This window comes from Paenibacillus dendritiformis, from assembly GCF_945605565.1.
Taxonomy (GTDB): domain Bacteria; phylum Bacillota; class Bacilli; order Paenibacillales; family Paenibacillaceae; genus Paenibacillus_B; species Paenibacillus_B dendritiformis_A.
The window spans coordinates 3308590-3335049 of the sequence record NZ_OX216966.1 but is presented as its reverse complement, the minus strand read 5'-3'; the positions used below and the strand labels follow the sequence as shown (position 1 = coordinate 3335049).

Genomic DNA, 26460 nt, shown 5'->3' with positions numbered 1-26460 from the left:
GCAACTATGTCTACCTCCATACTCCGCAAATCTGGGTGGAAAGTCAAGGAATGTCTGGAGCCAACGCCAGCATGGCAAGAGAAGACGCAAAAAATGCCGCGCTTGTGCACGGCATCTTGGTGAAAGCGAACGGCCTAAGCCGCCGTATTTTCTTTTGGCTCCGGCCCAGGAAATAAAGGCTCCCACTGGAGACCTTCTCCACAGATTTCCTTGCGCAGATCCGAGATTGCCTGAAGAGACTCTTCACGCTGTTTTTCCAGCAATTGAACGGTTTCGCTATGAAGATGGCCAATCTGTTTTTCCGTGCTGGCGGCCAGCTCGGCAATCGCCTTCTTGCTTGCCCCAATTCCTTTGGACACGTTGGCGGTTTGCTCTTTCTTCAGTTCGGCATACAGCTTCTTTGCCTGCGTCTTCGTCAGCTTGCCCTTGCTGTATTTTTGGATCGGACTGCCCAAATGATGTTCGCTGGAGCCTTTCTTCAACTTCTGCATCGGACTGTTCAAGTAGTTCTCGTTCACCGTTTTATTGTATTTCCACATCGAGCTGTTCAAATAGTTCGGATTGATCGCTTTGCTATAAGTCCACATGAGGCTTTCCAAATAATTTTCATTCAGCGCTTTATTCAGCTTCCACATCGTGCTATTTAGATAATTCGGATTGCCGCCCACCTCATATTTCCACATCGGACTGTTCAAGAAATTCGGATTGATATCATTGCTGTATTGCCGGAGCTTGCTCTTTACATTTTTGTCATCGCCATAACGCTCCTGCAATTCCTTCAGATCGGCCTCCAGCTTCTCATGCCATTCCTTCTGGTCTGCATGCACCTGTGCCATCATCTCTTCGTATTTCCGATGGCTGTCGTCATAAAATTGTTGATACGCCCGCTCGGTTTGCTTCAAATAACTCTCGTAAGCATCGACCGTTTTTTTGTTGTAGGCTGTGTACTCCTTCCATACTTGAGCAATCCATTGATCGTCAGCCGCATGCGCGGAAGCGGCCGGAAGCAGAGCGGCTGCAGCCAACAACAGACCGCACGCAATCCGCATCAATTTGGAAAACCAGGATCTCCTTGGGAACATAATCCACCTGTCCTTCATTTTTATATTCAGACAGAGGATATTTTATCCAATCGATGGCCTCTTTCCAAGTGCAGGAGCCGATATCCGTTCTTAAGAACTAGGCAAATCCCGCCAGAGATACAGCGCGAGACGGGAACAATGTGCTACCAACGGATATTTTGCCCTATTGACGCCAGCCTGTTTTGTTCAGATCAGAAGCGAGCTTTCCAAGTTTGGCCGATGTCATGGGCTTACGCCTTTCGATTATATTACCGGCCAGTCTTCAGTAGAACTCCATGAGGAGAAGCAAGAGAAGGAAGAAAATGACGACCAGGGAGATGACAAGGAGAAGAACAGACGCAGACCACAAAAATAAAGAGAGCGCACATGACTGTGCGTCTCTCTTCTGTGCCGGAGCAAGGCTTCTATTGCTCTTCCGGATGAGTCTCATATGTGCAAGTGAACCGTTCCACACCCGGGTAGACTTCGCCTCGGCTCTCAATCACGAATCCGATATTCCGATAAAAATCGACCGCTTCCTCATCGGTCTCGGCCTTGACCACATCCGGCTGCTCCTGATGAATGAGCTCCAAGATCATGCCCCTGCCGAACCCTGCGCCCCGCAGCTCCGGATGAACGGCGATATGAAGAATCTCAATCTCCTTCCCATGCTTCCGGAAGCCGATGATGCCCACAACCTCGCCTTCGCTCTCATATCCCCACAGCTCGTCTCCGGGATTCTGCTCATACGTTTTCAATACAGCTTCCACCTTATCCGGGTCGGGAAATACACACAGCTCGATGAGATCGCGAATGACCGCCTCCCGCAGCCGTGACTTCACATTTATGAACATTCTTACATTCCTCCTGCTAACCTAGTCAATTCCGCGCCAGCTTGCGCACGAGCGGAATGAACCACTCTGTCACTTCAGGGAACTCGAATCCGGCTTCCCGCGCCCGGCGATTATCCATGAACCAATGATCTGGAACGCCGAATGGCGAACGGTTCCCATCCGACGGCGGCTCAACGATCGCCGTTCTGCCGACAGCCTCTTCCACGATGGCGAGGATGCGATCGAGCGACAGTTCTCCGATGGAGCAAGCATTGATTGGTCCCGCATCGGTCTGCTCCTTCAGCCAGTACAGGAACGAAGCCGCTTCATCCGAGCTGATGAACGACATCTTCGCCTCCCGGTTCGGAATGCCAATCGGCTCCCCCTGACGGATCCGGTCCACATGGAAATGAAGCCGCCGCGTATAGTCGTCCTCCCCCAGCACAATCGGAAAGCGGACCGCATGCACGGGGAAATCGGCGCGCTGGAAGAAGACGGCCTCCGCCTGCCGCTTTCCTTCGCCATAGTCCGCTTCGGCTTCCGGATCCGTCTCATACCGATAACGATACGGATCGAAATCCGCTTCCGGATGACCGGTGGAAGCGCAGCCGTATACCGACAACGTCGAGGTGAAAATATAATTCTTCACTTTCCCTGTGAAGAGCTCACATGCCATCAGCGCTTCCCGCGGCGTATAGCAGATATTGTCGTAGACAACATCCCAGACCTGATCCCCGACCGCTGCCCGCAGCGAGTCGCGGTCCTTGCGATCCGCCTGGACGCGGATAACCCGATCGCCGAACGGATCCGGTGTCACGCCGCGCGTGGCAATCGTCACCTTGGCACCGCTGTCCAGCAGCTTGTGCACCAGCTTTTTGCCGAAAAATCTCGTTCCGCCAAGCACTAATATTTTCACCTTATCCCTCCGTTACCCTATAATTTTGGTCCATTCCGGAATATGCCTTCCTATCATACACGGTCTACGAAGATATGCCTAGAGCGCGGAGAATCAGAAAGAATCCGAACAGGACCGCGAGGACAGCTCCTGCTTTGGCCGCAATAATATAATCATCGCTTGGCTTCGGATTCTCCACCCAGATCGGATAACCGAGATAGAATGCGGCTTCCGGACAGTAGAATCCGGCCAAGCCAATCAGGATGACGACAAAAACGAGATAGTAATACAAAGGTTTCCCTTGCGTGCTCTGGTTCGACTCATAAGCCATTTTCATAATAACGCCGGCCTTGAGCTTGTCCCAGTTCACTGGCTCAAGCGACTTGCCGCCGACATAAGGCCCGACATCGGGATATAGCGGCTCGTACCCGTTATGCGTCTGCCTGTAAAAGAGTCCCGAACCGCGATAATAGGCGCCGACGATACGGGATTGGTCCGGGTAGTCGATACGGTAGATCGAGCCGCGGTACGAGTCGGATTCCGATTCTACGCTCACTTAATAGAGGTTATCCCCGACGTGAACCGATTTGGCCTCGGGCGGGCCGCTGACGGCAATAGCCGGGCCTGCTCCGCGGGTTTCATAGAGGATTCCATGCTCGTCCTCGCTCTTCTTGGCATATTTGTCGCCGTTCACATAGAATACTGGGGTATGAATATAGAGCGCCCCCCAGATGAACACACCGATTCCAGCGGCGATCAGGATCGCGATCATCCCGTACCGTCCCCGCCTTCCCTGCGTCTCCGTTCCCGCCTTCATCGGACAAGCATCCTTATGTAACTTGCGCTTCCATCAGCAGCGATGTTTCGGATGTTCCGCATTCCGCGACTCTCCTTTATGTTTGCTGTGTCCGGCTCACCGCGGCCTTAGCCGAACCGCAGTATTTTCCCGCGGCCGGATCGTCTGCTCGCTGCCGCAGCCTGCTCGTGCTGCCATTGCTGCAGCGGCTGCCAGGACATCAAGGTGATTCCTTCTCGGGCCAGCGCCTCCCGAACGACCGGGTCGGCCGCGATACGGTATTCCATTTCCCGCTTCACTTGATGCTTCCGGAGAGAGGCCGGAGCAGAGAGGCGTTCCGGATGGAGCGTCCATTGGGTAATCCCCGGCCTCAGCTCCGCCAAGGCACGCACAATGCCCTCGCGGTAGCTCTCATAGGTCTCTGCCTCCTCCAGCCCGTAAGCGTCAGGCAGCAGATCATTGATCAGCGCAATGTTCCGCTCCCCAGCCTCGTGAATCATATATTCGAACCTTCTCCGTTGGTCCTGAGTCAGGAAGGACTGCTGCACAATGTTGCGCGGCAGCAAAAAAGGCAGGTTATACGTGTCGCACAGATCGAATACGACATCGAGGAAGTCATTGCCGGTGAACAGCCCCAACACGCTGCCTTGGTGACTGTCAAGATGGGTCGGCTGAAGCCCTTGCTTCAAGGCCCACTCGATCTGATTGGCCAGTTCATGCCGAACCTCGTACGGGTCGGCCTGCTTCTCCAGCTGCGACACACTATCCAGGAATCGGCCGTGGTCCAGCAGCGTCGGAACCCGATCCGGCGCCGAGCGCGGCCGGTAGCCTCCCGTCAGTGTCAAATGAATGCCAATCGATGCAGCTTGCCCGGCTGCGGCCCGTTTTGCGGCAGCCAGACTGTGCTCGGCGACGGTGATCAGCGAGGCGGAAGTCGCTGCTCCGCTCTCCAGCAGCTCGAACGCAGCCTCGTTCGCTTCGGCAGATCGGCCCAGGTCGTCTGCCTGTATAATCAGAATCCGGTCTTCGGATGAATATCCCAGAATGCTTAACATGTATATGTATCCCCTTTTGTTAGCGAAGTGACGCGGCGGGTTGCCTGTCATCATGTCATACGCAGGAGACTGCCTTTCGTTTCCTGCATTACAATAAAACTTTTCCTTGGAAAAATTACGCAGCTCTTGTCTCGATCTTAACTGATGAGCCGGACGATAGAAGCGATCCAATAGGCTGCCGGGACCAGCAGCAGCTGGGCGAGCAAGGTGCCGAAGAAGCGTGAAAACATCAGCACGGCATAGATTCGGCCCAGCCGGCCGCGCTCTTCGGGATGCTGGAGCGCCTTATCCGTAATCAGTCCCAGCTGCGGATCGATGAAAATGGTCAGCAAGATGGTCGCCATCCCGTTAATAAGTCCCGATGATTGGGAAGCGGTCGTGCTGAACTCCGGAACGAGATAGGCGGCATACAGCGACGCGAGCACGCCCACCGTATAGATCGCAGTGACCGCGATATTCAACAGGATGAACCGCTTCGGAATCCCCTTATACCGGAGACTGACCAGCATAGACCAGGTCGGTCTGCGGATGTAGCTCTTCGTCCGCTTCAACTGTCCGATCGTAACCCCGGCCAGCAGCTTGGGGATCGAGCCTGCCACCTCCAGACGAGCGATAATCCGCGTGAACAGCTGTACGAAGGTCGGGAACACCGCGATCGCGAGCAGCGTCCCGGCCGAAGCCGCCACCAGCGTGAACCGCAGGTAGGGCAGCGGATCGAACTCCGGATGGTGATTGGCGTAATCAATGAAATTGGCGGTGAACGGCGCTTGAATCAGGTTGGCCGTGCGCGCCACGAGCACGACGATACCGGTCAGGGACAACGCCACCGCGAGCTTGCCGATCCGGACGCCCGCGAAGCGGATAGAGTAGGATAGCGTCTCGGACGCATGAATAATCAAAGTAAGTATAAACACAATCACTAGCGTATACGTCAACGGCATCACTCCGAACGAACATTAAGGATAAATACATACATCTCTCATCAAAAATATTTCGCCATCAGCTTATTCACCCAGGCGGGCACCTGCGGATTCGCGGGCGAGTCAAAGACCGGGAAATGCGGCTTCACATCAAGCACCGGCGTATGGTCTATCGCGTCTAGCCCCTGCACCCGGATGACCGCTCCTTCAATGTCAACCAGCTTCGCGCACGTAATGCCAATCGGATTCGGCCGGTGCTTCGCCCGCTGCGCAAAAATGCCGATGTCCGGCATATTGGATCGGCCCTGCGGTCTGCGGACCAGATCGCCGGCGGCATCGAAGGTGGATCGATCCATATAATATACGACAAGGATATGGGAAAATTCCCGCAGTCCAATGAGCCCATCCGCATATTCCGGAAGCAGATGAATCTCGGAAACAACTTGCCCCCAGTTCTCATCTACCCCTTCCTTCACAGCGGAATGAACGGTGCCTATCGGCTCGATCTTCATTTCACGACCTCCCTGCAATCGCCTTATCTGCACTAAGAATCGATCACATTATATACCATTGTTCAAATCGACACCATTGCGGCAGTTCCAACTGCTCCCCTCCTATAACATGCAAAGACCACATGCGCCCTTCGCACATGTGGTCTTCCGTACCCGCGGATCTTTCATTGTCCCGGGCTTACAGCTTCGTATCATCCACTTCGTTCAGCCATTGCTCGATAACGCCGATGACCGAAGCCACGCATCCGTCCTCGAACGGTGAGATAAGGCCGGCTACGGCGACGAGTTCAGTGAAGGACTGGCTGCCGCCAGTTTGGCATAACTTCAAATAATCGGCCCATGCCGCCTTGTAATCTTCATTCATGCGCTTCCAGAACTGGAAGGCGCAGATTTGGGCCAGCGTGTAATCAATATAGTAGAACGGCATCTGGAAAATATGACCTTGCTTATGCCAGAATCCGCCGCGCTCCAAGTAATCGATGCCTTCGTAATTGCGGTGAGGCAAATATTTGCGCTCAATATCGCGCCAAGCCGCCTTGCGCTCCGCCGGCGTCGCGTCCGGATTGGCGTAGACGAAATGCTGGAACTCATCGACCGATACGCCGTACGGCAGGAAGAGCAGTCCCGATGACAAATGATCGAATTTATACTTCTCCGTCTCCTCTTCGAAGAACAGGTTCATCCACGGCCATGTGAAGAACTCCATGCTCATGGAATGAATCTCGGCCGCTTCAAATGTTGGGAAATGGTATTCCGGTACTTTTAAATGTCTGCTCTCATAGACTTGGAACGCATGCCCGGCTTCGTGAGTCAACACATCAATGTCGCCCGAAGTGCCATTGAAGTTGGAGAAAATGAACGGCGCCCCGTATTCGCTCAAATAGGTGCAGTAGCCTCCGCTCTGCTTGCCCTTTTTGCTGACCAGATCCATCAGTCCGTTGTCAATCATGAACGTGAAGAATTCGTTCATCTCCGGCGACAATTCCGCATACATCTTCTTGCCGTTCGCGATAATCCAGTCCGGATCGCCCTTCGGCGTCGCATTCCCCGTCTTGAAGCTGAGGCTTTCGTCATAGAAGTGAAGCGTGTCGACGCCGATCCGGTTGCGTTGGCGCTCACGCAGCTTGGTCGCTATCGGCACGATCTCATCCAGCACCTGCTTGCGGAAGTTAGCGACCATCTCGGCGTTATAATCGGTGCGGCACATCCGCGCATAACCAAGCTCCACGAAGTTGGAGAAGCCCAGCTTTCTCGCCATCTTCGTGCGCACCTTGACCAGCTCGTCATAGATCCGGTCGAACTCCGCCTCATGCTCTGCCATGAACTGATAACGCGCTGTGGACGCGCGCCGTCTCATGTCCCGATCCGGCGACTGCTCGAACGGCATCAACTGCGCCAGCGTGCGCTCCTCGCCCTCGAATGGAATCTTGGCCGATGCGATCAGCTTGTTATATTCTGTCGCCAGCTTGTTCTCCTGCTGCAGATCTTCAATGATGTCCGGATGGAACGTCTTCACCGACAGCTCCGCCAATTGGAACAATTGGCTGCCCCATTTCTGTTCCAGCTCGGCCCGGAATTTCGAGCCGATCAATGCCTTGTAGTAATCTGTTATGTATTCCTGGAACATCGGCGTGATCTCGTCCATATAATCCTGCTCCGCCTTGTAGAACTCATCATTCGTGTCGATGGAGTGGCGGATGGAGACGAGCTGACTCTGGGTATCGAACACGCTGCGCAGCTTGTTGATGGCCTCCATGGCCCGATCCTGTTCTTCAAAGCTCTCCGCCGCATTGAATGCCTGCAGATGCTCCTTGAACTGCTTGCCGATCGCTGCGATATCGGGTCGCTCGTAACGATACTCGCTAAATGTCATGCTATTACACAACCTTTCAGAAGGTAGTCTTACCCCTCCATTATACTGAACAACCCGTCCCAATTACTACGCCTAATGAAGGAAAACTATTGCAGGCGCGCCACCCGCCCTTCGCCTTGACCCAGTCGGCGCATGGAACAAGCCCAACCTGACGCTCCATTCTCTGAAGAACGAACCGGTTGGGCTTCTGCGATGGCTTGCTCTGCAGGCTTGCGGAGCGCCAGCTACGTTTCAGGCTTCGTTCAGGACGCTGCCGCCCCGGCTGCCGTCGCGCTTGGGGACCACCAGTTGCCGGACACGACGATCATGCTCAGCAGGCGGATCGTGTTGCCGTAATAATATTTCCATTCCTGGGCCGTCGGGTTGGCCGCATCGGTGTGATAATCCCACAGATCATTCAGCCATTGCTGATTCGAAGCGTCGATCATCGCACTGACCATGAATGGCGCCGTGAAGTCGAGACCGCCGTTCCATTCGCTCAGCCGCTCCGATCCGTCCAGCTTGTAGCCGGACCAGATGCTCCCCGGCGTATCATGGTTGCTCCGAATGAACGCATTCAGCGCGGAGAGCTGGGCCGTAGCCCGCTTATCCCCCGTCACCATATAATCGGTGGCGATGCGCCATGGCGTCCGGCAGGAGTTGTAATTATACTCTCCGTCCAGCTCGGATTCGAGGAAATAGCCGTCATCGGTATTCCACTTCCGATAGCTGACCGGCTTGAACTGCCCGTCTGTCTCGTCCTTGTACAGGAAGTCCGGCAGCAGCCCCGTCTTCGGGCTGAAGTTCTTGTATACTTGTTGAATAATGCCGTACGTATTGTCAACGACCTTGCCCCAGCGCGCATCCCCTGTCGCCGCCTGGAACTCCTTCATATGCTGCAGCATGAAGTCCGATGGCCGGGTCGCCCGCTTATAATCCGGATCGCTGTCGTAGGCCTGCACCCAATCACCCAACTGCAGATGATATTCCGTCGGATGCACCTCGCTCTTCATGATCGCGTTGATGATCTTTTTCCCCTCGGCCAAATAATTGATCGCCCCATTACTGCCCCATTGCTTGTCGGCCAGCAGCAGCGCATACGCAATATCCATATCCCCGTCAGTCGCGGAATTCGCTCCGTTCGAATCGATAATCGCGCCATTCGTATCGGACTGCTGCCATGCCATCAGGTCCTTATTGATCTCGCTCGGATGGGCGCGGAAGTAACGATACATGCCGTCGAACAGCTTCTTCGCATCAGGGTCATGCCCCGCCATCAAAGCGGTAATCATCATGCCATACCCGTGCGCTTCGGAGACGGTGATCGCCTCTCCGTTCCATCCGCCGTCGTTATACCAGACATAATATTGATCGGCCGCGTATTTATTTTGCTTGAGGTACTTCTTCTTCCATTCGTCATACAGCAGCCCCACTTCCTTATCCATCGCCGCCTGCGATACATGGTTCGGCTTAATCGTGCCGCTCGCATAAGCGGCATGCTGCGGGAACGGCCGCTGCGGTCCGCCTGCCTTCTGAACCTCCGACTTTGCGCCGGCAGCCGCCGTCCCCCATAATTGGACCGGCAGCATCATACAACAGGCCACAAGCAGCGCCATCGTCCGTTTCAACGCGCTGCCTGGCCTCCTTAATCTCGTCTGCATGCTCTTCCCCTCATTCCATATCGAATTGACTTGCGATTCCATGCGGGAGCAAGGCGAATACATATCCGTAACCTCGTAATTGATGCAATCTATTATGTACAGAAGCTCTCCTCCAACGCGTGTTCGGCTTGCTCGCCTCACGGAACATTTCCAAGCTCGAAGAAAGCGATTACAAAGTTAAATGAAGACCACTGCCTGATGACCGTTCATCTTCGCAACATCCTATGCCTTCTCCGCATCAACTCCCTTCCTCCATAAAAAGATGGCTCATCCTACAAAGTTAAAGCGATTAAACAATTCGAATATAACCGATGCCGCTCCAGTTGTCAACGCCGGAATCGCCTTTGAATAACAAACAGGCCTCTCCCCGTCGCTCAGCCGGGAACAAGCCTGCCGTTAATCATCGCCGCAGTGGCATCCATAGTCTCCGCAGCGCACGATCTTATGTCGCATCCGTCGTCCGGCCGACTCATTTCACTCTAATACCGACATAATGCTCCGAGACGGGAGGACGCTCAAAAAAGGGCTGCAGGAGAATGCTCCACTCGAGGTAGGATTCCGATGCCGTAAAGCCAGGCATATGATCCTTGAACGAATTCCACTGGACGATCATAATGTACTTATCCTCAACCTCCACACATTTATGAAGCTCGTGCTTCAGATATCCCGGCCGCTCCGACAAAATCGCCGACGCCTCGCGAAAGCTGCTCTCGAAGTCGTTCGCCGTTCCCGGCTTGACATAGAACGTCGTCATATGCACAATCATCGTCTTCCCCCTTCCTTATTGTTCATATGCGCCGCTGATCCGGTGCACGCCACGCCTATGATGTCAAGCGTTCAAATCAGTCATGGCGGGAACGTGAATTTCTTTGATGCAAGCCACTTTGGACAGACTTACGATACACTTTACTAAAGCAACGATGTCTTGGACCGGAATCCGTGTGCCATCGTATTCGGCAATCGCCTTTTCGACGCCTTCTTCATAGGGGATTTCCGTGGCAAGCTCCCCCGGATTGATGCATGTGACGGCAATGCCGTCTTTACGAACATGTTCCCGCAAGGCATGGGTTATGCCGCGCAAGCCGAATTTGGAGGCGACAAAGGATACCTGAGGATTATTGGTATGATCCAGGCCGGCAGTCGACCCGATAACAATAATTTTGCCGGCTTGCGACCGTCTAAGATGCGGCAGCAGCGCTTGAATGCATATGATCGTCGAGGTTATATTGACTTGAATAATATTGGCGATATCAGCCGGCTCATCCCGATCGAAGCTATAGTGATCCTCGAAGCCTTCTTTTTCCCATATGCCAACATTATATATAAGTATATCTATCGTCTCGCCCCGCAATGCCTCTGCCACAATCCTGCTCGCATCCGGCTGTGATAAGTCCGCTGAAATCCAGTGTCTTTGAACGCCGTCAACCAAATCCATGCTGTCCGGCCTGCTTCGAGATACAATCCATACTTGGTCCCCGCGTTCAGGTACTCCCTTAACGAACGCATCTCCAAGTCCTTTGCTTGCTCCGAAAATAATATAATTTCTCAATTTCCGGTCTCCTTTTATTGTATTTTCAAGTATGTCCCAATTTATCATTTCATTTTCCTCCTCCTTAAGACCCCAATTCAAGGGAGGAGGCACACCAAATCATACACTTGAATAGAAAATGGATACCCACAATTTTTGCTGGCGGAAAGGACGGGGAGATGAGGAGATTGCATGGGGGCGCGGAACAGAGAACTCCCCCGCCTGGACGGCCTTCTGCATGCGGACCGGAGCAGGAATCCAGTTGCAGAAGGCCAAAAGGAGCAACGCCGATGGCGGCGGCAGCAGTGCCGGTCACTCGCCCGGCGGGCTTGAACCACCCTAGCGCTCAACGGCGCTGCACAGAATCGGCTCGCCCGCGGAAGACCCGGTGCCGCGGCAGCTTGTGCAGTGGCTCTGCGGCCCCTCGGGGTGGGCGGCCGTAGCCCGTTTTGGCGTCGTGCCGAAGCTGTCGGGATATGGGAAAAATACGTGTTCCGTTCCGTTGCGCGTGCTGCAGCTCGGACAAGACTTATATTTTCCGTCGCTGCTCCATTGCGACGCATTCAACGGTTTCTGGCATGATGTACAGATCAATGGCTTCATGGAAGCAGTACCACCTTTCTCTATGTATCCTTTCCATGTGAAGAGAATCACCTGACCCGACGGGTTATCTCGACACGAAGAAGGCTGCTCCTCTGTACATTGTACATGGAACAGCCTGGAATAGGAATCAATATTTGCGCAGAGAAATCGGCCCCCAACCGAACCAGCTCTCCCGCACCGCATTGGCGATTCGTCCGAACAGCGTCTCGATAGCCTGTGTCGAATTGCCCAGCATGCGGACGCCGAAGCCGGGAATAATGAGCTCCGACAGCCCGATACAGCCTTCCATCCGGTTCAGATCGAGCTTCTCCGCCAGCTCCTCGATGAACGCGCGGGTCGCAAGCGGACCGACGACGTACAGAGATCCGATATGGGTATGCCCATCCATTCGGCCAAGTCCGTGAATCGGCTGCTCGCCGGGACGAAGCCTCAGATGATCGAACAGTACGGGCACCCCGTCCATCTCAATCATCGTCTTCAACGTAATCTCATCGTACGAGAAATGCTCTCCGTCCGGGGACCAGCCCGGGGTTACGATTTCTCCTAGAATTAGTGCCGCGCTGCTGTGCATCCGGATATCGGTCTGCTGTCGATACCGGGAGTCCCGGTAGGCAATGACCGAATCGGGCAGCCACTCCAGATAGCTGCCTGCCTCCAGCGCGATGCGCGTCAATTGGAACACCGGCTCCTTCGGCGTGCGATAGATTTTGGTGGAAGACTGCGTCGTCATCAATGAGGACGCTCCTTCCCCGAGCTCCAGTTCCATCCGGTACCGGTCGCCGCCGACGTATCCGCCGCCCGGGTTCATGACGTAATAATGCACCTGCCCGCTTCGATCTGGGTAGATGGGGCGGGCGATTTTGTAGGCCCCCTGGTGATATTGGCGGGAAGCGGCAGAACGGTCGCCCCGATGTTCAATCTTCAGCTCCAGCTGGCCTGTCCAGGACGCCATCTTACTCCAAGCCGGACAGCAGGGCATGTTTTTCAATCCAGGCGACGACTTCATCGAGCCCCTGCTCATCCTTCAGATTCGTGAAAAAATACGGCTTATTGCCGCGGAACGTCAGCGTGTCCGCCTCCATCACCTTCAGATCCGCGCCGACATAAGGAGCCAGGTCCGTCTTGTTAATAATGAACAAATCGGATTTAATCATGCCTTGTCCGCCTTTGCGCGGAATCTTCTCCCCTTGGGCCACGTCAATAATATAGATGGAGAAGTCGACGAGCTCGGGGCTGAACGTCGCGGCCAGATTATCGCCGCCGCTCTCCACGAAGATGATCTCCAGGTCCGGATGGCGGGACAACAGTTCATCGATCGCCGCGAAATTCATCGATGCATCCTCCCGAATCGCGGTATGCGGGCAGCCGCCCGTCTCCACCCCGATAATGCGGTCCTCCGGCAGAACGCCGGTGCGCATCAGAATCTTCGCGTCTTCCTTCGTATAAATATCATTCGTGATGACGGCCATGCTGCATTTTCCGTGCATTCTGCGGGTGATCTTTTCGACCAGCATCGTTTTGCCTGCACCGACAGGGCCGCCTACGCCGATTTTGATAAGACTCATCTTGCATCACTTCCTTAGGTCAATTTGTTCAGCTGCCCGGCACCCATCAGGACATGAACAGCCGAATATGAAGCTGCTCATGCCTCATCTGGGAACACTCCAGACCGGGCGCGATGACGCCCAGGTCGTCGATCGTCAGCATCTGCACCTGATGCGCGGCCTCCTCGAGCAGCGGCTGCAGCTCGCGGAGCAGCTTCTGCCCGTCCGTCTGGCCAAGCGGAATCGCCCGCACCCCGTTCTGGACCATTCCGGATACGGACGAGTACAGACAGGACAGCACGGCGGTTCCCTTCTCGACGCCGACGTGGAATGCCATCATGGCAAATGCTATCGCCGGATGCCCGAACGATTCCTTTGCGTTCAGCCGCTTGCTGTATTGCGCCAGGGCTGGCGAGTCGTACAGCTCGGTTGCCAGCTTCACCATTCTCTCTCCGATGCGGCGCATGCCTTCCCGCGTCTCTCGCGGAATGCACTGGATCGTCATCAGCCGATCCAGGCGCCAGATCTCCTCTAGCGCGTTCGCCTCCAGCGCTTCATAGGCAAGGCGGCAAGCAAGCAGATCGTTGTACACCAACTGCTCGAGCACATACGCCTCCAGCCAGAGCTTGAACGACGCCTTGCCTGTCACCTGGCCGGCCTGCATATACGTCTCGAGGCCGAACGAATGATTGAACGCGCCCGACGGGAAGTTCGAATCGCACCACTGCAGCAGCGTGAGCAGCGAGCTAGTGCTTATGTCCGACATGGCGAAACGCTTGCTTCATTTTCTTGTTCTCGCGGGCAAAGGGAATTCCGTCCTGGGTCAGCTGATCCTCCACCAGATAATCGTACTGGACGACCATCGCGTCTCCCTCGAACTGCGCCGGCAAATGGCGGTTCCCCAGCTTATGGGCGATCTCGCCCATCTCCCGGATCGATCGCGGCTGAATGACAAGCACATCATCCGGCATCACTTCGATCACGATCATATTTTTGTCATCCATATACAGAATGTCGCCGTCCTTGAGCTCGGTCCGCTGCGCAAGCCGGATGCCAATCTCGTTGCCGTGATCCGTCGTCACCCGCTGAATCGTCTTCAACATGTCTTCGCTCGCCATAAATACTTTTTCCATATGACGGCCTCCCCGCTCCTCGGGGCTCAATTCAGCCAAACGTCCGGCGATTTGTTCGATAATCATAGAGTCACCTCATCATCATTATGGAATCAGAACAGGAAATACCGCTGCGCCATCGGCACGACATCCACCGGCTCGCAAGTCAGCAGCTCTCCATTCACCCGCACCTCATAGGTCTGCGGATCGACGAAAATGTCCGGCGTCTCTCCGTTCAAGGCCATGTCCCGCTTCGTGATGCGGCGAATGCCGCGCACCGGCAAGACAAGCTTGTTCAGGCCCAGCTTCCCGGGCACATCCTCGTCAAGGGCTGCCTGGGACATAAAAGTAACCGCACTGCGGCCAACCGCCTTGCCTACCGCGGCATACATCGGGCGGTAATTGTACGGCTGCGGCGTCGGAATCGATGCGTTGGCGTCCCCCATCAAGCTCATGACTACGAAGCCGTTCTTCAACACAAGATCCGGCTTTACCCCGAAAAAGGCCGGATTCCACATCACCAGGTCAGCCATTTTCCCGACTTCAATTGAGCCGACGTAATCGGCGATGCCATGCGTCAGTGCCGGGTTAATCGTATATTTCGCCACATACCGTCTCACCCGGTAGTTGTCCCCTACCTTGCCGGCATCCTCTGCCAGCTTGCCGCGCTGCTTCTTCATCTTGTCCGCCGTCTGCCACGTCCGCGTGACGACTTCCCCGACGCGGCCCATCGCCTGCGAATCGGAGCTGACCATGCTGAATACGCCCATATCATGCAAAATATCTTCCGCCGCAATCGTCTCGGCGCGAATCCGGGAGTCGGCAAAGGCCACATCCTCCGGTACGCTCGGATCGAGATGGTGGCAGACCATCAGCATATCCAGATGCTCGTCCACCGTATTGACCGTGAACGGGCGGGTCGGATTGGTCGAGCTCGGCAGCACATTGGCGAGGCCGGCCATTTTGATCATGTCCGGCGCATGACCCCCGCCGGCGCCCTCGGTATGATACGTGTGAATGATTCGGCCGCGGATGGCGGCAATCGTATCTTCCACGAACCCGCCCTCGTTAAGCGTATCGGAGTGGAGCGCAACCTGAACATCATATTTATCAGCGACCCGCAGCGCATAATCGATGGCGGACGCCGTAGCTCCCCAATCCTCGTGCACCTTCAAGCCGATAGCTCCGGCACGAATCTGTTCGGCCATCGGCTCCTCGGTTGCGCCGCTTCCCTTGCCCAGGAAGCCGACATTGATAGGCAGCCCTTCGGAGGCTTCCAGCATCCGGTGCATGTTCCATTGCCCCGGGGTGCAGGTCGTCGCCTTCGAGCCCTCCGCCGGGCCGGTGCCGCCTCCGATCAAGGTCGTCAAGCCGGAGGCCAATGCATGCTCAACCTGCGCCGGATTAATAAAATGAACATGCGTGTCGATGCCCCCCGCCGTCACAATCAGTCCCTCTGCGGCGAGAATTTCCGTGCACGCCCCGATAATCAGATCGACCCCATCTATAACGAGGGGATTGCCGCTCTTCCCGATGCCCGCGATTTTCCCGTCGCGGATCCCGATATCGGCTTTATAGATGCCGGTATAATCGACGATAATCGCATTCGTGATCACCAGATCCATCGCGCCCTCATCGCGGGTAATCAGCGGATGCTGGCCCATGCCGTCGCGGATCGACTTGCCGCCGCCGAACTTCGCTTCATCCCCGTATCGAGTGAAGTCCTTCTCGATCTCGATGAACAAATCCGTATCCGCCAAGCGGACCGCATCGCCGACCGTCGGGCCGTACATGTCCGCATACTGGCGTCTGCTCATGCGAAAACTCATGATAATGTCTCCTTCTTCTTTGTCTCGGACGCCCGCTGCTCGAGATTCTTGCCAATCGTACTCAACACGACCCGCTCATCCAGCGATCCATCCGTCTTGTTGTTCAATCCGTATACATGGCGTGTTCCCGTAAATGGCACAAGCTCGACATCCTTCCGGTCCCCTGGCTCGAAGCGGACGGCTGCGCCCGACGGAATATTGAGATGCATGCCGTAGGCCAGTTCCCGTTCGAATTGAAGCGCACTGTTCGCTTCATAGAAATGAAAATGCGATCCGACTTGAATCGGCCGATCCCCGAGATTCAGCACCGAGACGGTAATCGTGCTGCGCCCCTCATTGCAAACGATTTCATCGCCCCGTAAAATAAACTCACCTGGTATCAAGCGTTACTCCTCCTTCAACGTGAACAGGATACAAGCGGCGTTTTCTCCCCATGCCGGACCACCGCATCGGCCTATGCAGGACCTGCCGCAGCGGTCCATGCCAGACTTAACGTATCGGCTCATGCACCGTGACCAGCTTCGTTCCGTCAGGGAACGTCGCTTCGACCTGAATATCAGGAATCATGTCCGCTACCCCATCCATCACATCTTCCCGCGTAAGGATGGTTGCGCCCTCACTCATTAACTGTGCGACGGTTTTTCCATCCCGCGCGCCTTCGATAATTTCATATGTAATCAAAGCGATGGCCTCCGGATAATTCAACTTCAAGCCGCGATCTTTGCGTCTGCGGGCCAGATCCGCTGCGACCACGATCATCAGCTTTTCCTGTTCCCGAGGTGTCAATCTCATATATGCTCCTCCCGTTCCGTTTTCCATCCTGATGAAAATGTGCTCGAAAAAGAAATGGACTCTTCATTTTCATGAAATCTGTCCATACAGTTTCATCTTTTTCCATCGAAATACACTGCTGCTGACCAGCTTCAGTCGTCTCCTTACATGTCTGAACGGCAAAGTAAGGCAGTCGAAGCTGCCGTTGTTAAAAATGATTCAATGATATAATAAAAAGGGTTGGCTGCAATGAGGTTATCGAGTTGCAGGCCATTGACTAAAAGAATCGGCTTCAAGCCGTGAAGAGAAGATCTGACAATGATGAATGAGCATTAGATTAAGGAGGGACAACTCATTCGTCGAATAAAGTGAGGACCTAACGATCTTTGTCGATCGCTACCTTCATTCTATTAAAAAGCGAAATGAAATTAAAGCGTTGCAAATCGACAAAACGAACAAAATACGCTGTCTTCCGTCGTTAAAACGGAGCTTTTCCTCCGCTTTCATGCTCGATTGCGTTTTTTCAGCCATTTAAGCAAACTTTTCAAGTAAATCAATTCCTATCACAGAGAAAATTTCCCACGAAATGAAACTAATAAAACGCCTATTCCAACGTGAGGGTCTAAGCCCTATTACTCGACTCCTTCTAAAAAACTCGTTCCTCAAAGCCTCCAGGTTCCTTCCGTTTTGCTCTACGAACGGCCTCCGCCTCATCCATATCCCATCAATTCAGGTCTAGCCAGCTGTGTTGATCATCATCATAACGTCTTTTTACCGTTATCCCGTCGTTTCAGCTCCAATTGCTCCGTTACCCATCATCTTGGTGCCCTTATCTTCGCTATCCCATCAATTCAGTTCATTACTGCTGTGTTGATCATCATCTTAATCCTCTCTTTATACCGTTATCCCGTTGTCTCAGCTCCAATTGCGCCCTTACCCATCATCTTGGTGCCCTTATCTTCACTATCCCATCAATTCAGTTCAATACTGCTGTGTTGATCATCATCTTAATCCTCTCTTTATACCGTTATCCCGTTGTCTCAGCTCCAATTGCGCCCTTACCCATCATCTTGGTGCCCTTATCTTCACTATCCCGTTGCATCAGCTATCCCCTTTATCTAAGAAGCTATAATTTCTTAATAATTTTCTGTGAATTAAACCTGCTTTCCTGTCGTAAGGGGATAGTGAAGTTATGCGGTCACCAAGGATAGCGAACGATTTGGATAAAACGAAATTTTCCTTGAATTACCGATTTACCCTAGACACGAGAACTAGTGTTCTGTATAATTAAATCATAAGGAACATTCGTTCCTGTCCGTTCCTGATTTCAGAAAGAAAAGGAGGTTGTCTTGATGTGCAATTGGGAGTCTATCGGGAGTGTCGAGCAATTGGAGCGCCAATTTCCTACGGAATCGGCCTGTGCTGCCTTTCTGACCCAATTGAAATGGCCTCAGGGCTTTGTCTGCCCACGCTGCGGGCATGGCCATGCCTATCTCATCAAAACCCGCCGCCTCCCTCTTCATCAATGCAGGGCCTGCGGATATCAGGCCTCCATAACAACGGGAACCATCATGGAGGGCAGCCGTACTTCCCTTCGGAAGTGGCTTACCGCGCTGTGGCTCGTCTCTCGTTCAGATGCAGGAATTAACGCAGTCCAACTGCGATCGATCATTCAAGTCACCTACAAGACAGCTTGGTTAATCCTGCATAAGATCAGAGCTGCAATAAGTCATAGCGACGCTAATCACCCCCTTCCCGGCGTTGTTCAGGGCATTGTGGCGTTCTACGGACGTTCCATCCCGTCCCCCATCCAGCTTCATCCGAAAGAATGTCCATTGATTATCGCGGAATCGGTGACCGGTTCTTCTTCCCATACTGGGAGATTAAAAATGAAGAAAGTGGATCCAAAACATTGTAGCAAAAAACTTTTGCTGCCAATCGGCTGCGACCATTTTGCAGCATGGCATGCGGAAAATCCAGATGAAACCTACATCAACCGATTCCATATCCAAGTACGCCGGAACAGCCGCTTATATCAGACTTTCCGCCAAGCCTGGCGCTGGATGAACGATACATTTCATGGTATTGGGTCAAAATATTTGCAGGCTTATTTGGACGAATTTAGCTTTCGATATAATGCACTCGCTGAGCACGCCTGCACTATGCAGCGGCTTCTTCACCTGTGCATGTCGATAGCGATCCGGCCACTCCTTCCTGGCGCCTCCATTCATTCTCTTCGCGGTCGTTCTAACAACCGGAAGGCCGCTTAATTTGACGATTTTGTTCGTCTTATGAACTGCTGTATTTCGTGAGCTATAGACTTACGAGCCTGCTGCATATTCGCTTTTATCGTTAACGTGAGCTTGTTCGATTTTACGATTTTCTATGGAGACAATCGAGCTTGTTTTATTTTGTGATCCTGCTTATTTATATGAGTTTACTTTATTTTGCGATATTATTTAGAGTCAGGTGAGCTTGCTTTATTTGCGATATCCCATCGAATCATACGGGCTTGTATTATTTTTGTAATCCTGCAGGCTAAGACGAGCTTTTTTGTGATCTTACTTGGAGTCAGTTGAGCTTGCTATGAATTAGGAGCTTTTGCGTACACCGGTGGAAAAACGATTTACTTGGTATGCTGGTATGGAAGGTATGGCGTGTCAGATAATGTTGTGACTACACAGGTTAGCATGCCACACAGCCATAAACTGAGTCGATGGGAGAGTGGCCAAAAGGACTTGAAATGGAAGCTCCCCTCTTCGACAAATTCCCCTCAGGTGCGAGGCTCTCCCTCTACATAGGTGTGAGGCTCTTCCTCTACATAGGTGCGAGGCTCTCCCTCTACATAGGTGCTAGTCTCTTCCTCTACATAGGTGTGAGGCTCTGCCTCTACATAAAAAAGCCGCCAACCCCGGATTCATGTCCAGGGCCGGCAGCCTATACGCTTATTATGAAAAGTGGATCCAATCGATGTCCGCAATCCCCGTATCCCGAACTTGCCAGCGGCGAATACTCGGGTTTTGGAAGGTGACATACAGCGTCTGACGTCCGGTAAGCGGCTGTGCCAATTCCACCGAATAGTTATGATAAAAAGGCGCCAGCTTGCCGTCCTTCAACGGCAGCTCTATATCCGCAACCAGCGGGCCTTCCGCATTGCCGATATGAATGAGCATCCGTGTCTCTTCCGTCAATACGGCAGCGCGTACGGTAATGCGGCTCACGCCATCTGCGCCGAAGTCGACATTATCGAACGCCATCCAGTTGGCAAAATGCAAGTCGCGCACATGTACATATGTGCCTGGAACGAAGAGTCCGTTCGAGCGGTTGTATTGCTCCGCTTCCAGCGTGATGCCGCCTTCCGGAGCCGCTTCTGGCGCTACGACACTCACTTTCATCTGCAGCGATGGGCCCTCTTGGTCACCCAGGTTACCCGTAGCCGCAGTGATAACCGCCTCGCCAGGTACCACGGCCGTAATCTGGCCACGCTCATTAACGGTCACGGCGCGTTCATTGCTGGAGGTCCATATCAGTGACAGATTATCCGCCCACGCCGGCTCGACGCGGATATTCAAATACCGGCTCCAGCCTGGCTCGAGCACAATATCCTCTTCCGTATTGAATTGCGGCTGCAGGCTCTCTGCCGGGTATGGCCCAGCCGGACCATCGACGGCTTCGCCGTCTCCCCACGACCATACCGCGACAGCCGGCTGTCCAGCAACTCCTTCCTTGTTCACAGCCACCGCTTCCAAGGTAAGCTCGTGCTCTCCGAGCCGCTCTACGGATTTGACGTAGAACACGTCATCGAAGATTCTGCCTATCGCTTCCCGCTTCCCGTCCTTCACACGGTACAAATCGTAATACCATAAGTTATCGATAACACTATCATCGGCAAATTTCCATGACAGTATGAGGGAGGCTTGCTCCTCACGGAAGTATGCATGTTCTACTTGGAAGCCGGTTGGGGCAGCCAGCACAGGCATCCGTGCCGCTTCCTCGATCAGCTTCAATTCACCCAAGTTCACCTTGACCGCGATGCTCTTCTCCGCTTGGGATAAAATACGGACTCCGAAAGCGGCGATCCGGCGCTTCGTTCCACCCGCAAGCCGCTTCGCAAGCGTCGTCCAGTCTGTGCCTGGCACTGCATCGAAAGACAGCACTTCCGGCGTCTCCGGCTGGTCCTGGTAGTATAGCAGCATTTGCAGCTGTACCAGAGCGGAGTCCGGCTCATTATCCTGCGGCTGATTCCCGGCGTACGACCAGTCAAGCTTGCAGGTTAGCGATAACAACACGTCTGTGTCTGTCGGCAAATCCGTCTTGAACAGACGAATGTCTGTGCTGCTTCCCGGATCCAGCAGTCCTTCCGCTTTGATGGACGAGCCGCCGTTCCAGGCTGTGCTGTAATCATAATCTACGGCAAGCGGATTCCCTTCGGAAGCAACCCACCATTGCCAAGTCGGAAGCAGTTCTTGAGCGCTTACGTTGTTCCAGCCTTTGCGGCTGGCCACCTCTCCGTTCAAGAAGAAGGCGAGCCCGTGCCCGTTGTTGAAGCGCGTGACAAACGGATACGAACCGATGACTGAGCGCTCCGGTATAAAATGCGCCAGCCCGTCCCAGCTCTCTCCCTCCGAGCCGATGCCGCGTCCGCTTTGTGCAGGATTGCCTTTGGCGCCGGACCAGTAAATGCGCTCGCGATGCTCAATATATTGCTGCATCTTCGGATCTGACGGATTCGGTCCGCGGTGCCACACCATATCGGTGCCGAACAGCGCCACGCTCGTGCGCGGAGTGCGGGCCTCGTCATCTCGGAAAATTGATTTCAGCTCATTGCCGCGCTCGAAGCGGAACTTATCATTTTCCACCCCGGCATAGAGCGCTTCGTACGGGTCAAGTCCAATCTCCTTGGCATAAGCATTGCTTTTCTCCAACCGCTCCGGCGTGTACGCATAGTTAATGAATATGCTGTCGTTCGACTGGCGGCCGTCCCGCTGGTCCAAAACCCATGGCGCATTCATCTCATTGAAGAAATTGATATACTGCAGTTCGCCATTCGGCGCCAGACTATCGTACCAGCTGAAGTACAGTCCGCTCTCGCGCATATACTTCAGCATCTTCATCAACTGGGCGGCATGCTCTTCACTGATGCTCGCCTCCTGGTTGACGAAGTAGCCGTCGAACCCGAAATACTCCGCCATTTCGATCATTTTGTCGGCGACCGGGAAGCGTCCGTCTTCCGTCTCCTCGACCAGCTCGCCGAAATCAGTGTCGCGCGGCCAGAACCAGCCGCCCAGGCTGATGACTCCGTTCCGGTGCGCGGCGTCGGTATACGCCGGATTCGGAAGATTCACAACGCCGTATTGCCGCTCTTCCTCCGGTGAACCATATACCGGCAGTCCATGCCATGCCGCGTAAATATCTTGGTACTGCCAGAACTTCAGAACGTTCCTGCTGAAGCTGTCGTTATAGCGGTAGGCTCCGAACCATTCCTCCTTATCGTAATCGGCGGACAAGTTCATCACCTTCGCCTGATACGTCAGCGCAGGATGCGCTTGAGTCGGGGCGAACGGTGCTATCCGCTTCACGAGCGGCACCCGTGAGCGGAAAAAGCGGGCATACGGATCCGTGTCCGGTGACCACGCTTTCAATTCTTTGGCATTGTAGCCGTGGAGGTATGGCTGCCCCGGCCCTCTCGGAGTCTCCTGGGCCGCTGACCAATCTTCCAGTACATGCTGCTTGTCGTTGCTGCTGCGTGATGAATAATCTGCACTCATCGCACTGCACCTCTCTTTCATCCATCGCCTCTAATTATTTATTGTGGAAAGGCTTCCACGAACTATCCTATCAGAAATTACGCGCAGGGGGAACCTCGAATCGAACCTTCCTGCCCAATACCGTAGGCAATTATTGGGAACACCCGTTTCCAGAGACCTTGGAACCACAACTTTTTATTTACTCCTTGTAAAAGGACAACACAAAATCTTATTATTATAGTTAACGATATCAAATAAATATTAAATTTTTATTCAATTAAATCCTTTTTTTATGTTTTCCAGTATCTTTTGGCTTATTTGGTTCAGAAATTGTTCATTCTTAACATCTACAATTAGGTATAAATACATAGTCAAAAGGGGAGGTACTCATGGGCAGACCTAGAATGGCAACACAACGATTGTGCAGTGAAGAAGGCTGCAAGGAACGTCACTATGCGAAAAATTTGTGCAAGCGCCATTATCATCAAATGAGACGGGCCGCACAAAAAAAGAAAAATGATGATATCCCTGTCACTCCTGACCTTGAGCGAATCGTTCAATTGCATCGATAAAAACAGCTTGGGGGCTGCCTTAAGGTCATTAAGACCTTGTCGTCAGCCCCCGGCTTAGTTGTCTGTCTCACACGGAACACAAAATTTGACGCATGTCCCCTCCATCGGGGCGCTGCGGACCGATATGCCCGTGCCGAACAGCTGCCGCAATCGGTAATCAATATTTTTGAGCCCGATTCCGCCGGTCGCGCTCTTCGCCAGCAGTTGCTCCTGCCGCTCGACCGAGATGCCGACCCCATCATCGCAGACCTCGATGCAATAATGTTTGTCTTCCATATAGACACGAATATGGATCGTGCCGCCGCCCATCCGTTTCATAATTCCATGGTGAACGGCGTTCTCCACGATCGGCTGGATAGATAGCGGCGGGATGCGCAACCGATGCGATTCAGGCAGATCAATCGTAAATTGCAGCCGGTCGCCGAACCTGATTTTTTCTATGTATAAATAGGAACGTACCAGTTGAAGCTCTCGTTCAAGCGGTACCAACGGCTCCACATTATCGAAGCGGAAGCTCTGCCGCAAATAATTGCTGAATTCCACAAGCAGCTCGCGCATCTGCTCCGGATCGTCTTCACTGAGCGAGACAAGCGAGTTCAACGTGTTGAAAATAAAATGGGGCTTGATTTGTGCCTGCAAAAAAGCCATCTCCATACGGAAGCGCTCATTCGCCGAATGCTTCATCAGCAGCAGCGTCCGCACGCGGGCCCGCAGCTCGGCGGAGTCGATCGGCTTCGCCACAAAGTCATTCGCTCCCGCCGAGTAGGCGGCGAGCGCATCATCAGTCCGTCCCCTTCCCGTTAACATCAGTACCGGCAACTCGAACAAAGAATGCATCTCCCGTATGCGCCGGCATACTTCCAAGCCCGACATGCCGGACATCATCAGATTAAGCAACACCAGATCCCAGTTCCGGACGTGCCGAATCTGGAATAACGCCTCTTCCCCGCTGGAGACCGTGGTAAGCCGGAATCGATCAGGGGAGAGCAGATTTTCCAATACCTTCTGATGAATTGGATCATCGTCGACGATAAGAATGCAGGCCTCGCCAATCTCGTCAACCGTGAAAGAAGGAGAAGGCGCATCGAACACGATCTCTTCCGCAATCTCCCAGCCGAACTGCTCCTGATATTCCAGCGGCATCCGCACGGGAAACGCCGCCTTGCCATCCTCCTTCCTCATAAGTTCCCCCTCATCCCCCTGCTGTTGTTCAGCGATTGGCAGACGGAAATAGAACGTTGAGCCGCGGCCTATGGCTGAAGTCACGCCAATGGTTCCGCCATGAAGCTCCACCAGCCTCTTCGTGACATTCAGACCGAGCCTTCTGTCAAAAAAAGAAGAACGATGCGGCACATCCTGCTCATACGCATCGAAGATGCCTTGCATCTCCTCCTGCGTCATTCCGCCTCCCGAATCCGAGATACGAACCTCCACTGCTTCCTCCAATGCCAGGGCCGACACCGTCACTGTGCCCTTCCTCGTGTTCTTGACCGCATTGTGCAGCAGCTGGGACATAATCTGCATCAATCGCTGCTCATCAGCCAGCACCGGCGGCAGATTGTCATCCAGCTTGTTGCATATTACAATGTCTCGAGGCATCGTAATATAGCGGGTAATCTCTATCACAGCGGTGACGGTTCTCCTCAGATCAAGTTCTTTCACATGGATGAGCATCCTTCCTTCCTTCAATTCTGACCAATCCTGCAGATCGCTAACCAATCTGGTCATATGCTTCGCGACAAATACAACGATATGCAAATCTTCCTCTTGCTTGACCGACAGGTTGCCGCGGTTGCCTTCCAGCAGAGATTGCGCCAAATTCGTAATCGCAAGCAGCGGTGTCTTCAATTCCTTGGCAGTCGCTGCCATAAATTCTTCATTCGAGCGCCTATGGTTCGACAATGCTTCGGCCAATTCCCTCTCTCTTCGATAGGCAACGTAATGCTGTCTTGCCTGGAGGAAGACGAGCGCACAAATAAAGATGATAAAGTTCAAATACCACAACCGAAGCGACTCATGTACGCCAAATACTCTACCGTATACCGCAAATCCTCCCGCCACGAATGTGATAGTGAGAAGGAAGGGATACATCTTCCCGGCAACCAGCGAACGGCGCACCAGCCTATAGAATAGATAAAGATATAAGGCTAGAAATATTCCATGCGTTACAGCAGATACGGCAAAGATGCAGCGCGTATACTTCACCAAAAAAATGGCGACGATTCCCAGCATAGAGACGTATGCCGCGAATCGGGCTATCTGCGGATGAACATAGCATCGCCGCCTTCGCGACGTATAAAGCAGCAGAAACAGATTCATGCCGATCGACGCCAATGTCATCAGCTTGTAGCGCCAATAGAAGGACAGCATCGGGAACAGCATCGCTCCCCATCTTTCTCCGAAAATGAGAACGAACAATATCGCCGACATGCAAAAAAGAACAAAATATTGCCACCCGGGCTGCGGCAATCGGAACAGATAAATAAGTATCGTATGAAAAGCGCCCAACAATAAGGTCAGCAGAATACCCATTTCCAGCATGAGCTCGAGGTTCCGTTCCAAGTTCACTTGCTCCGGCAGTCCAAACGATATCGGCCTGGTGATGGCCCCGTGCCAGACGGAGTCTGACCTGTCGATCTGGATCATCAGATCGATAACATTGCTATTCGTATGCGCATAGGCAACATAGGAGGTGTTGTATGGCGTATTTGAATGGAAATCGTCCGGGGAGAGCCCGCTGCTGCCAATGCGCAGGCCATTGACGATCATGCTGTGGGAACTCATAATGGATTTCACATAAAAAGAAAATATCTGTTCCGCGCTGTTGTCAAGCATAATTCGCAATCGGTACGTGCCGTATGTAGAGAATGGCCGGGGTCCCGTCCATGCGCTGTCGATTCTCCAGGGGCCCGGCACTTGGATGAAGACGGGCTTGGCACCGAGCGCCGCGATCTGTGAAGCGTTCGAGAATATCCGGTCCGGATAAAATTCCCATTCCCCCTTCAATTTGATGAGGCCTTCTTGTTCCCATCCGCTGCCGCGAAGATCAAGCACCCCCTGCACCGGCTTCGGAAATGCCCCGCATTCCCGGAAGAAACCGCCGGCCAACACAACATACAGAATGGTCACGAATGCAAAGACGAGTCGAACAACATATCGTTTTGCCATT

At 53.5% G+C, this 26460-nt stretch carries 24 protein-coding genes; 2 read left to right on the top strand and 22 right to left on the bottom strand.

Annotated elements, in window-relative coordinates; translation table 11 throughout:
* Positions 1-134 precede the first annotated feature (134 nt).
* From NNL35_RS14580 to NNL35_RS14485, 20 genes are all read right to left on the bottom strand, one after another.
* A complete protein-coding gene (locus NNL35_RS14580; RefSeq protein WP_254553989.1) occupies positions 135-1049 on the bottom strand; it encodes a hypothetical protein in 915 nt (304 codons plus the stop codon).
* A 437-nt stretch (positions 1050-1486) separates the two neighbouring features.
* Positions 1487-1915, bottom strand: coding sequence for a GNAT family N-acetyltransferase (locus tag NNL35_RS14575; RefSeq protein WP_254553520.1), 429 nt, complete (start codon positions 1913-1915; stop codon positions 1487-1489).
* A 25-nt stretch (positions 1916-1940) separates the two neighbouring features.
* Entirely contained in the window at positions 1941-2810 is an 870-nt protein-coding gene (locus tag NNL35_RS14570; protein ID WP_254553519.1) for an NAD-dependent epimerase/dehydratase family protein, read from the bottom strand.
* 64 nt (positions 2811-2874) lie between these two features.
* The gene (locus NNL35_RS14565) at positions 2875-3345 is read right to left on the bottom strand and encodes a DUF6199 family natural product biosynthesis protein (protein ID WP_254553518.1); all 471 of its coding nucleotides are present in this window, start codon (positions 3343-3345) and stop codon (positions 2875-2877) included.
* Positions 3346-3606: a hypothetical protein gene (locus NNL35_RS14560; RefSeq protein ID WP_254553517.1), complete on the bottom strand. Its 261-nt coding sequence runs from the start codon at positions 3604-3606 to the stop codon at positions 3346-3348.
* 107 nt (positions 3607-3713) lie between these two features.
* Positions 3714-4640, bottom strand: coding sequence for a ChbG/HpnK family deacetylase (locus tag NNL35_RS14555; RefSeq protein WP_254553516.1), 927 nt, complete (start codon positions 4638-4640; stop codon positions 3714-3716).
* Positions 4641-4777: 137 nt separating this feature from the next.
* Positions 4778-5581: a lipid II flippase Amj family protein gene (locus NNL35_RS14550; RefSeq protein WP_006679614.1), complete on the bottom strand. Its 804-nt coding sequence runs from the start codon at positions 5579-5581 to the stop codon at positions 4778-4780.
* A gap of 41 nt (positions 5582-5622) precedes the next feature.
* Positions 5623-6072 (bottom strand): tRNA (N6-threonylcarbamoyladenosine(37)-N6)-methyltransferase TrmO, encoded by a 450-nt coding sequence (gene tsaA / locus NNL35_RS14545; RefSeq protein WP_006679613.1) that lies wholly within the window; start codon positions 6070-6072, stop codon positions 5623-5625.
* A 178-nt stretch (positions 6073-6250) separates the two neighbouring features.
* Positions 6251-7945 (bottom strand): M3 family oligoendopeptidase, encoded by a 1695-nt coding sequence (locus tag NNL35_RS14540; protein WP_006679612.1) that lies wholly within the window; start codon positions 7943-7945, stop codon positions 6251-6253.
* A 242-nt stretch (positions 7946-8187) separates the two neighbouring features.
* The gene (locus NNL35_RS14535; protein WP_040734273.1) at positions 8188-9585 is read right to left on the bottom strand and encodes a family 8 glycosyl hydrolase; all 1398 of its coding nucleotides are present in this window, start codon (positions 9583-9585) and stop codon (positions 8188-8190) included.
* Positions 9586-10054: 469 nt separating this feature from the next.
* Positions 10055-10351, bottom strand: a complete 297-nt coding sequence (locus NNL35_RS14530; RefSeq protein ID WP_006679610.1) for an antibiotic biosynthesis monooxygenase family protein — start codon at positions 10349-10351, stop codon at positions 10055-10057.
* 63 nt (positions 10352-10414) lie between these two features.
* Entirely contained in the window at positions 10415-11134 is a 720-nt protein-coding gene (locus tag NNL35_RS14525) for an SDR family NAD(P)-dependent oxidoreductase (protein ID WP_040734271.1), read from the bottom strand.
* Positions 11135-11452: 318 nt separating this feature from the next.
* Positions 11453-11716: a hypothetical protein gene (locus NNL35_RS14520; protein WP_133380768.1), complete on the bottom strand. Its 264-nt coding sequence runs from the start codon at positions 11714-11716 to the stop codon at positions 11453-11455.
* A gap of 127 nt (positions 11717-11843) precedes the next feature.
* The gene (locus tag NNL35_RS14515; RefSeq protein WP_006679608.1) at positions 11844-12668 is read right to left on the bottom strand and encodes an urease accessory protein UreD; all 825 of its coding nucleotides are present in this window, start codon (positions 12666-12668) and stop codon (positions 11844-11846) included.
* A 1-nt stretch (position 12669) separates the two neighbouring features.
* Positions 12670-13281, bottom strand: coding sequence for an urease accessory protein UreG (ureG, locus tag NNL35_RS14510; protein WP_006679607.1), 612 nt, complete (start codon positions 13279-13281; stop codon positions 12670-12672).
* A 46-nt stretch (positions 13282-13327) separates the two neighbouring features.
* Positions 13328-14026, bottom strand: coding sequence for an urease accessory protein UreF (locus NNL35_RS14505; RefSeq protein WP_006679606.1), 699 nt, complete (start codon positions 14024-14026; stop codon positions 13328-13330).
* Positions 14007-14459 carry an urease accessory protein UreE gene (gene ureE, locus NNL35_RS14500; RefSeq protein ID WP_006679605.1) on the bottom strand — a complete coding sequence of 151 codons (453 nt, stop codon included), beginning with the start codon at positions 14457-14459 and terminating at the stop codon, positions 14007-14009. The genes NNL35_RS14505 and ureE overlap by 20 nt, the downstream gene beginning before the upstream one ends.
* A gap of 26 nt (positions 14460-14485) precedes the next feature.
* Positions 14486-16201 (bottom strand): urease subunit alpha, encoded by a 1716-nt coding sequence (gene ureC / locus NNL35_RS14495; protein WP_006679604.1) that lies wholly within the window; start codon positions 16199-16201, stop codon positions 14486-14488.
* On the bottom strand, positions 16198-16584 hold the full coding sequence (locus NNL35_RS14490) for an urease subunit beta (RefSeq protein ID WP_006679603.1): 387 nt from the start codon (positions 16582-16584) through the stop codon (positions 16198-16200). The genes ureC and NNL35_RS14490 overlap by 4 nt, the downstream gene beginning before the upstream one ends.
* Before the next feature lie 106 nt (positions 16585-16690).
* Entirely contained in the window at positions 16691-16993 is a 303-nt protein-coding gene (locus NNL35_RS14485; protein ID WP_006679602.1) for an urease subunit gamma, read from the bottom strand.
* Positions 16994-18324: 1331 nt separating this feature from the next.
* On the opposite strand from NNL35_RS14485, the gene NNL35_RS14480 reads away from it, so the two are divergent.
* On the top strand, positions 18325-19242 hold the full coding sequence (locus NNL35_RS14480; protein WP_254553515.1) for a transposase: 918 nt from the start codon (positions 18325-18327) through the stop codon (positions 19240-19242).
* Positions 19243-19920: 678 nt separating this feature from the next.
* On the opposite strand, the gene NNL35_RS14475 is transcribed toward NNL35_RS14480, so the two are convergent.
* Positions 19921-22740, bottom strand: a complete 2820-nt coding sequence (locus tag NNL35_RS14475) for an endo-beta-N-acetylglucosaminidase (RefSeq protein ID WP_254553514.1) — start codon at positions 22738-22740, stop codon at positions 19921-19923.
* 383 nt (positions 22741-23123) lie between these two features.
* Between NNL35_RS14475 and NNL35_RS14470 the strand changes: the two genes are divergently transcribed.
* On the top strand, positions 23124-23291 hold the full coding sequence (locus NNL35_RS14470; protein WP_254553513.1) for a hypothetical protein: 168 nt from the start codon (positions 23124-23126) through the stop codon (positions 23289-23291).
* 54 nt (positions 23292-23345) lie between these two features.
* Here NNL35_RS14470 and NNL35_RS14465 read toward each other — a convergent pair whose 3' ends face one another.
* Entirely contained in the window at positions 23346-26459 is a 3114-nt protein-coding gene (locus NNL35_RS14465; protein ID WP_254553512.1) for a hybrid sensor histidine kinase/response regulator, read from the bottom strand.
* Position 26460: the final 1 nt, after the last annotated feature.

Coding starts and splice junctions, on each gene's coding strand:
- NNL35_RS14580 (WP_254553989.1), bottom strand. CDS start 1,049: ATGCGGATTGCGTGCGGTCTGTTGTTGGCTGCAGCCGCTCTGCTTCCG.
- NNL35_RS14575 (WP_254553520.1), bottom strand. CDS start 1,915: ATGTTCATAAATGTGAAGTCACGGCTGCGGGAGGCGGTCATTCGCGAT.
- NNL35_RS14560 (WP_254553517.1), bottom strand. CDS start 3,606: ATGAAGGCGGGAACGGAGACGCAGGGAAGGCGGGGACGGTACGGGATG.
- NNL35_RS14555 (WP_254553516.1), bottom strand. CDS start 4,640: ATGTTAAGCATTCTGGGATATTCATCCGAAGACCGGATTCTGATTATA.
- NNL35_RS14550 (WP_006679614.1), bottom strand. CDS start 5,581: ATGCCGTTGACGTATACGCTAGTGATTGTGTTTATACTTACTTTGATT.
- tsaA (WP_006679613.1), bottom strand. CDS start 6,072: ATGAAGATCGAGCCGATAGGCACCGTTCATTCCGCTGTGAAGGAAGGG.
- NNL35_RS14540 (WP_006679612.1), bottom strand. CDS start 7,945: ATGACATTTAGCGAGTATCGTTACGAGCGACCCGATATCGCAGCGATC.
- NNL35_RS14535 (WP_040734273.1), bottom strand. CDS start 9,585: ATGCAGACGAGATTAAGGAGGCCAGGCAGCGCGTTGAAACGGACGATG.
- NNL35_RS14530 (WP_006679610.1), bottom strand. CDS start 10,351: ATGATTGTGCATATGACGACGTTCTATGTCAAGCCGGGAACGGCGAAC.
- NNL35_RS14520 (WP_133380768.1), bottom strand. CDS start 11,716: ATGAAGCCATTGATCTGTACATCATGCCAGAAACCGTTGAATGCGTCG.
- NNL35_RS14515 (WP_006679608.1), bottom strand. CDS start 12,668: ATGGCGTCCTGGACAGGCCAGCTGGAGCTGAAGATTGAACATCGGGGC.
- ureG (WP_006679607.1), bottom strand. CDS start 13,281: ATGAGTCTTATCAAAATCGGCGTAGGCGGCCCTGTCGGTGCAGGCAAA.
- NNL35_RS14505 (WP_006679606.1), bottom strand. CDS start 14,026: ATGTCGGACATAAGCACTAGCTCGCTGCTCACGCTGCTGCAGTGGTGC.
- ureE (WP_006679605.1), bottom strand. CDS start 14,459: ATGATTATCGAACAAATCGCCGGACGTTTGGCTGAATTGAGCCCCGAG.
- ureC (WP_006679604.1), bottom strand. CDS start 16,201: ATGAGTTTTCGCATGAGCAGACGCCAGTATGCGGACATGTACGGCCCG.
- NNL35_RS14485 (WP_006679602.1), bottom strand. CDS start 16,993: ATGAGATTGACACCTCGGGAACAGGAAAAGCTGATGATCGTGGTCGCA.
- NNL35_RS14480 (WP_254553515.1), top strand. CDS start 18,325: ATGTGCAATTGGGAGTCTATCGGGAGTGTCGAGCAATTGGAGCGCCAA.
- NNL35_RS14475 (WP_254553514.1), bottom strand. CDS start 22,740: ATGAGTGCAGATTATTCATCACGCAGCAGCAACGACAAGCAGCATGTA.
- NNL35_RS14470 (WP_254553513.1), top strand. CDS start 23,124: ATGGCAACACAACGATTGTGCAGTGAAGAAGGCTGCAAGGAACGTCAC.
- NNL35_RS14465 (WP_254553512.1), bottom strand. CDS start 26,459: ATGGCAAAACGATATGTTGTTCGACTCGTCTTTGCATTCGTGACCATT.